Here is a 6,974-nt window from a genome sequence, read left to right as displayed (position 1 = left end):
GTTGGTGGGCGTACAAGTCTTGGCCGCCCGTCGCTATGGCGAGAATAACCCACGCTCGATTGGCCTGATTTGGCGGCGCGGTATCGTGACATCGATTATCATGGGCTTCAGCCTCGCCGTGGTCCTGCACTTTGGCGCACTATGGGCGCTTGAGCATTTGGGCCAACAACCCGATTTGGCCAAAGGGGCGGCAACTTGCGCAGCTATCTTGGGCCTCAGCCTGCTCCCCAATGCTGTCTATCTGACCTGTGCCAAGACGTTAGAGGCCTTGTCGCGGCCCCGTGTTGCGCTTGCCTTGATGGCGGGAGCTAATGTGGTCAACTTGGCGTTGGCGACCTATCTTGTGCCGCTTCAGGGTGCGGATGGGGCCGCGTGGAGTACTTTAGGCGCGCGTCTCTTCCTGGCGATTGGGGCTCTGATTTGGTTGCTGAATATGCCGGATGCTAAGCAGTTCGGCTTCTTGGACTTTTCAACCCGCGCAGCCCCCGGCGAAGCCAAAGAACAAGTTTCTATCGGCCTTTCGGCTGCCGGCAGTGGCATTTTGGAAGCAGGATCCTTCAATATCCTCACGATCATTGCGGGCTTGGCGGGGGTTGTTCAGGTTGGTGCCTTCAACATCGTGATGAACATCATGTCGATTGGCTTTATGCCCGCCATGGGCATTGCCTCGGCGACGGCCGTTATTGCCTCAAACGCGCGCGGCGCGGGTGACCTTGCTGGTGCCCGCAAGATTGCTTGGCTTGGCCTTGGTCTATCGGGCGTTTACGCGGCGCTTTTTTCCCTTGTAACTTGGGTTGCGGCCAAGCCGATTGCCAGCGCATTTACGACCGACCCCAGCTTAATGGCCTATGGGGCCGCTTTGGTCGGCCTAGTTTGGCTGATGGCGGTTCCTGACTTCTTGCAAGTGGTTGCCGCTCAAGCCTTGCGCGCCTTAGGCAAGCCATGGTTTCCCACAATGAGTCACTTTGTCTCGTATGTGCTGGTCATGTCGCCCTTAGGGTGGCTGTTTTGTATCCATTTCGAACGCGGCGCACGCGGCCTTGTTGAGGCTGTGGCACTGGCCAGCATCGTTTCGGCGGGCATTTTGGTGCTTCGCCTGTTTGTCTTGGGCCCGATCGCAACCACACAGACCACAAAAGCAGTCGATCCCCAAGCTGATAAGCCCTTATCCCCATAAATCGGGTTTGGGGTATTTGCGCTGGTCTCAATCTTGCGGTCTTTCATCCACCTGTACTCTTTCGGCACAGGATGGGAGAGCATCGTGCGCACTTTTGGCAAGCGGCAATTACGTACGGCAGGAGCAACCGTCTTCTTAGGGCTGCTCGGCACGTCGGCTGCCCTATTGCCCATCGCGATCTTCGCCGTTTTCAGTCAAGGTGAGCCCGCTCATTGGACCCTTTATGCAGGGGCGTCCATTGTTGGCGGTGCGGTTATTGGCTGGGTCCTGCGCCGCTAAGGCTGGATAGGGGCATTAAACGCCCAAAATCCAGCCTTCTTCTTGCTCAATCGTCGCAATTTGAGCATCTGTAAGGCCCTTGGCCGGCCCAAAAGTCGAAGCAAGTTTTCCCGCCTCATCTAAAGCTGCAAAGTGCTCTGCAATCGCGCGCACTTGCGCCAGGTCCTTGACCTCACCCGATGCAGCAACTGCTTTGACCAGAGAGGGATAAATCTCGGCCATGACGATTTTGACCCCGTCGAGGTCCTCACGCGAGAGAGCCTTATAACCGGTTTCAAAAGGCCAAATGCGCGCGTCGGCGCGGGCGTCGCGTAGCTTTTTAACGACGGGGATACCCGTTAAAGCCTGCGATCCGACAGAGCCCGCCGTATAGAGCTTCCAGATGGGGCTTGCCCCTTTGGCCGCGAGTTCGGCTAAGCGATGCTCTGGCAGGTCACCTGGACCATGTGGGCGCGTTTTTTTCGATTGCAGCGTCGTCAATACGTCGCGCGGTGGACAGCCCCAGAACGGGAAAGGTCCACCCGAAATCAGTCTGTTCATCATCGCTGCGACTTGGAAGCGATTATTGGCATTATCCGGCTTGTCTTTGATTTCCTTGGACAGAAAAGCCTGCATGGCTGCCCAAGGGGTGCCATCAAACTTCAAGGCAGCGGCCGTTCCTGTTGGATATCCGAAGGGGAAGTCAAAACCGATCAGCGTGCGGTCGCCGCGCTTGTCAAATTCAGCCAAAAGAGCGGTAATCGCGTCAAATGCCGCTTTTCGCGTGGGTGGATTTTGCGCCTCAAAGCGCAATTGGAGGCGCACGTCACGACGCAAAGTACCGATCCAAATTGAATCCGCGCCCGTGGCAGGCTTAGCCGCGGCCGACCAGTCAACCATAACATAATTGTCGAAAAGGCGGCTCATGGGTGGTTTCCTATTCAGGGTCGAAAATTGAAGCGCGGCTTCTACAGGGCAAGACGGCGTTCGTCACCCTCGAAATGCAATGGGCAAGGCCAGTCCAGAAGTCGCTGCGAGACTGGCCTTGCGAGATAGGTTCAACTGGCTGGGTTTAGACCAGTTTGACCAGCATTTTACCGGCATTGGCACCGCTGAACAGGCCGATAAAGGCAGCGGGGGCTTGGTCGATCCCGTTCATCACAGTCTCTTCCCACTCAATCTTGCCGTCCTTGATCCAGCCGCCCATTTCCGCGAGGAATTGGCCTTGCATGCTGGCATAGTTAGACACAATGAAGCCTTGTATCTTCAGGCTTTTGCCGACGATATAGACAAGGTTTCTTGGGCCGGGAACTGGCTCTGTCGCATTATATTGGCTGATCATGCCGCATTCGGCAAAGCGCGCACCGGGACGGGCTACTTCGAGCGCGACTTCAAGGTGTTCGCCACCGACATTATCGAAGTAGATGTCAATGCCTTGAGGGGCGGCGGCGCGCACAGCGGCTAACAAGTCTGGCACCTTCTTGTAATTGACGACTTCATCAACCCCGACCGACTTCAGCCACGCTGCCTTTTCGTCCGACCCGCAGGAGGCTACGACCTTACAGCCCTTGATCTTCGCGATCTGGCAAACAAGCGAACCAACTGCACCCGCAGCGCCGGATACAAAGACCGTATCCCCCGGCTTTGGCGCACCGATTTCCAAAAAGCCGCAATAAGCGGTCATGCCAGGCATGCCCATCACGCCCAAAAAGGCTTGCAGAGGAATGCCATGGGTGTCGATCTTGGTGAATAGGGCTTTGGGGCCCGTCACATATTCCCGCCAGCCCAACATGTGGGTAACGATGTCGCCCACTTGAAAGTCAGGATCGCCGCTTTCAACGACTTCACCAATCGCGTGGCCTTGCAGTGCTTCGCCCAATTGGAAGGGCGGCACATAGCTAGGGCGGTCATACATGCGACCGCGCATATAGGGGTCAACACTCATCCAATGGTTCTTCACTTGGACGAAGCCCGCAGCGGGTGCCCCGATTTCAACGCTGGCGATTTCGAAGTTTTCGGCAACTGGCGCGCCTTCTGGACGCGACTTCAGGCGAACTTCTTTCGATGTAACTGCTGGCATGTACTTCTCCCTGCGAACCTGGCGCTCCGAGGCGCTTCTGGGGTGGGAATGACGGCCTTTTGGGGAGCGGGTCAAGTCATCTTGGCGAGGCCCTATGTGGCTTGCTGCAATTGTTTGCTGGAAATGGCTGGTTTGCTGAAGTTTTTTTGAGCGCGCGATTGATGGACGCCCGCCTTTTATGCTTGAGCACCACGCGCTTGTGACAGATGCGTGAAGCCTCCGTGAGTTTTTTGGGTGGCAGAACCGCATTTAAGTGAAGGGGCCGGTAAGAGCTTGTTGAAGGTGGGACTCATAGGGGCGGGTGTAGCGGGGGAGCGCCATGCTGCGGCGCTGCGCGTGACGCCCGGTGCGAGCCTGATCGGTCTTTATGAGCCCGATCCCCGCCGTTCTGAGGGCTTGTGTGCCCGCTTCGGCATCGAGCCCATGGCTCTAGACGCCCTGTTGGCGCGAGCGGATGCCGTGATCATTGCTTCCCCGGCAGGAACCCATGGGCGCATCAGCCTGCAAGCCCTTTCCCAAGGGTGCCATGTACTTGTAGAGCGCCCGATTGCGACGTCTCGCGAGGAAGCCCAAGCCATGGTCGCCGAGGCCCGCGCCCGGCAATTAATTCTGCAAGTTGGGCACAGGGAAGGTCCTACTTTGGCGGCATTGGGGCTTGTGCCAGCCATGTCTGGATTGCGTCATTTTGAAGCCATACGTGAAGCGCCACCGAGAGAGCATATCAGCGATGTGTCGGTGATCTTAGATCTGATGATTCAAGATCTTTATGTTGCCGCCGTTTTGTTTGGTTCACGCGCTGTCTCGGTTAGAGCCACAAAGCTGGGCGGTCGAGGGGCTGCCATTGATGCCGCAGAAGCCAGAGTGCGCTTTAAAGGAGGCGGTGAAGCCCGTGTACGCGCCACACGTACGGCAAGCGTCCGTACAACCCAATGGATATTGGATACCGGCCAAGGGCAGGGGCAAATGAGCGTTGATTTTGTCCGCGGCGTTGTCAGCCATGGGGCGAATTGGCCTAATCCGAAGCCATTTCTCGCCCAAGACTCAGACCCAGTCGCCCAAATGCTTGGCCAATTTGTGGCGGCATGTTCGGCACCTTATGCGGAATTGTCCAACCAAGAAGCCATGACCGCGATGGACCTTGCCTTGCAGATTGAAACCATTCTCAGCGCAAACCTTTGAACCAAGCCGCACATCAGGCTAGTTTAGGCCCATGAGCCAGACCCAAACCAAATTGCACATCCTTTCTGCCCAGCTAAACCCGATTGTTGGGGATGTGTGGGGAAATCTCGCCAAAGCGAAAGCATGTTTGAGTGAGGCTTTGAGCCGCGGCGCGGATCTTATTGTTTTTACAGAATTGTTTTTGATCGGCTATCCGCCGGAAGATTTGGTGTTGAAACCTGCGGCGGTGAAAGATTGCCGCGAAGCGACTGAGGCATTGGCGAGGATGACAGCGGGTACAGCTTTGACCGTCATCATCGGGACGCCCTGGCGGAATGAAGATGGGTTGTTTAATGCCGTGGCAATTCTTCATGACGGACGTGTGGCCGACCTGCGGTTCAAGCATGAATTGCCCAATTATGCCGTGTTTGACGAAAAGCGTGTGTTCGATGCAGGGCCTTTGCCTACCCCGGTGACCATTGCGGGCGTGTCCATCGGCATCCCTATTTGTGAGGACATTTGGTTTGATCGCGTGACCGAGAGCCTTAAACAGCAGGGGGCAGAGCTTCTTATTGTCCCCAATGGCTCGCCTTATCGCCGCCCCGTCAAACAAGAGCGTTTAGCCAGCGCACGGGCGCGGGTGTCTGAAACAGGCCTTCCGCTCATCTATGTTAATCAAGTAGGCGGGCAGGATGAGCTTTGCTTTGACGGTGGCAGTTTTGCTTTAGATGCGGATGGGGCGTGCGTTCAATCGCTCCCCAATTTTGAAGAAAGCCTATCGGGAGCGACATGGCGGAAACAAGCTGATCGCTGGGTATGCGTGCAAGCAGAACAACGCGACCAAGTCGAGGGTGAGGCCGCAGATTATGCCGCTATGGTGCTGTCTTTGCGGGACTATGTGAATAAGAATGGTTTCCCCGGCGTACTTTTGGGCCTGTCCGGCGGGATTGATTCTGGCCTGAGTGCGGCAGTCGCCGCTGACGCCCTTGGGCCAGATCGCGTGCGGTGTGTGATGATGCCCTCGCGCTATACCAGTCAAGACAGTTTGGAAGATGCTGCAGACAATGCGCGCCGCCTAGCTATTCCTTATGATGTGATTTCGATTGAGCCAGCGGTTGAAGCATTCGCCCAGATGTTAAGTGGCCAATTTGCTGGCACGCAAACCGGGATTGCCGAGGAAAACATCCAAAGTCGTAGCCGCGCTGTGCTGCTGATGGCCTTATCCAACAAATTTGGTCACATGGTGTTGACGACCGGCAATAAGAGCGAGATGGCAGTTGGTTATGCCACGCTTTATGGCGACATGTGCGGTGGCTATAATGCGCTGAAAGACCTCTATAAGATGGAGGTTTATGCCCTTTCGCGTTGGCGGAATGCGCATACGTGTCATATCGGCCTTGGTGCGGCTGGCGAGGTTATTCCCCAACGCATTATCGACAAAGCTCCCTCGGCGGAACTGCGCGAAAATCAAACCGATCAAGACAGCCTGCCGCCCTATCCGGCGCTGGATGACATGTTGCATGGCTTTGTCGAAGAAGAGGCTGAGATTGAAGATGTGATCGCGCGTGGCCATGATCCAGCCGTGGTGCACCGCATCCAGAACTTGCTCTATGTCGCCGAATATAAGCGCCGCCAAGCGCCGCCCGGGGTCAAGATTGGTACGCGCAATTTTGGCCGTGACCGGCGCTATCCCATCACCAATAAGTATCGCGACAAGCCCTAAATTGTCGGCCCTTAAGGCTTGCGCGCTTCAACGACCCAGATCGCCCCGCCCAGCGAGAGGTAGCCGTCTTTCAGCCGCGGCAGAATCGCCAATTCCATCTTCTCGCGCACCATCGCAATGGTCTCTGGTGGCAATTGTGCGATTGGTAGGGCTGCGGGGCCAACTTCCATCACGAAATCAGCGGCTTTGATCGCACCCTTGCCAGAGCCCATCGACATGGACGCATCAACCGGAGTGAACTGAACATCGGTCAAGCCGGCTGCTTCCAAAATCGCTTTTGTTCGTTCGGGATTGGCAAATGCAAACGGGCTTGGCGCATCGGGGGGCGGTGGCGGCGGTGGTTCTGTCACGCTGACCAAGACCTGCATCGGCATGGTCACCCATTCGTTCTCTGCGGGCGGACGCCAGCAAACGAACACCACGCGACCGCCGGGCTTCACTTGCTGCACCATATGCGTGAAGGCGGCGGTGGGATCGTCAAAAAACATCACCCCAAAGCGCGAAATCAAGAGGTCAAATTCTTCGTCAAACACCGCGTCTGACGCATCGGCCTCGAGAAACCTTATATTCTCCCGGTT

The 6,974-nt window shown here is 56.5% G+C and carries 7 protein-coding genes; 4 read left to right on the top strand and 3 right to left on the bottom strand.

The window, feature by feature from the left end; genetic code table 11:
- Both IOB61_RS12690 and IOB61_RS12685 read left to right on the top strand, forming a co-directional pair.
- The coding region (locus IOB61_RS12690; RefSeq protein WP_290817277.1) for an MATE family efflux transporter at window positions 1-1,177 on the top strand (1,177 nt) is incomplete at its 5' end.
- An 84-nt stretch (window positions 1,178-1,261) separates the two neighbouring features.
- Entirely contained in the window at window positions 1,262-1,456 is a 195-nt protein-coding gene (locus tag IOB61_RS12685) for a hypothetical protein (protein ID WP_085340480.1), read from the top strand.
- Between the two features lie 15 nt (window positions 1,457-1,471).
- Here IOB61_RS12685 and IOB61_RS12680 read toward each other — a convergent pair whose 3' ends face one another.
- Window positions 1,472-2,362 carry a cobalamin biosynthesis protein CbiG gene (locus IOB61_RS12680; RefSeq protein ID WP_290817274.1) on the bottom strand — a complete coding sequence of 297 codons (891 nt, stop codon included), beginning with the start codon at window positions 2,360-2,362 and terminating at the stop codon, window positions 1,472-1,474.
- A gap of 145 nt (window positions 2,363-2,507) precedes the next feature.
- On the bottom strand, window positions 2,508-3,515 hold the full coding sequence (locus IOB61_RS12675) for an NADP-dependent oxidoreductase (RefSeq protein WP_290817272.1): 1,008 nt from the start codon (window positions 3,513-3,515) through the stop codon (window positions 2,508-2,510).
- A 234-nt stretch (window positions 3,516-3,749) separates the two neighbouring features.
- Here IOB61_RS12675 and IOB61_RS12670 point away from each other — a divergent pair, with 234 nt between their 5' ends.
- A complete protein-coding gene (locus IOB61_RS12670) occupies window positions 3,750-4,694 on the top strand; it encodes a Gfo/Idh/MocA family oxidoreductase (RefSeq protein WP_290817270.1) in 945 nt (314 codons plus the stop codon).
- A gap of 31 nt (window positions 4,695-4,725) precedes the next feature.
- The gene (locus IOB61_RS12665) at window positions 4,726-6,396 is read left to right on the top strand and encodes an NAD+ synthase (RefSeq protein WP_290817268.1); all 1,671 of its coding nucleotides are present in this window, start codon (window positions 4,726-4,728) and stop codon (window positions 6,394-6,396) included.
- Between the two features lie 11 nt (window positions 6,397-6,407).
- Here the strand turns inward: IOB61_RS12665 and IOB61_RS12660 are convergent.
- Window positions 6,408-6,974 (bottom strand): class I SAM-dependent methyltransferase (locus IOB61_RS12660; RefSeq protein ID WP_290817265.1); only part of this gene is annotated, 567 nt, incomplete at its 5' end.

Source organism: Aquidulcibacter sp., assembly GCF_020253525.1.
Classification (GTDB): Bacteria; Pseudomonadota; Alphaproteobacteria; order Caulobacterales; family Aquidulcibacteraceae; genus Aquidulcibacter.
This window is presented reverse-complemented; position numbering and strand designations above follow the sequence as displayed.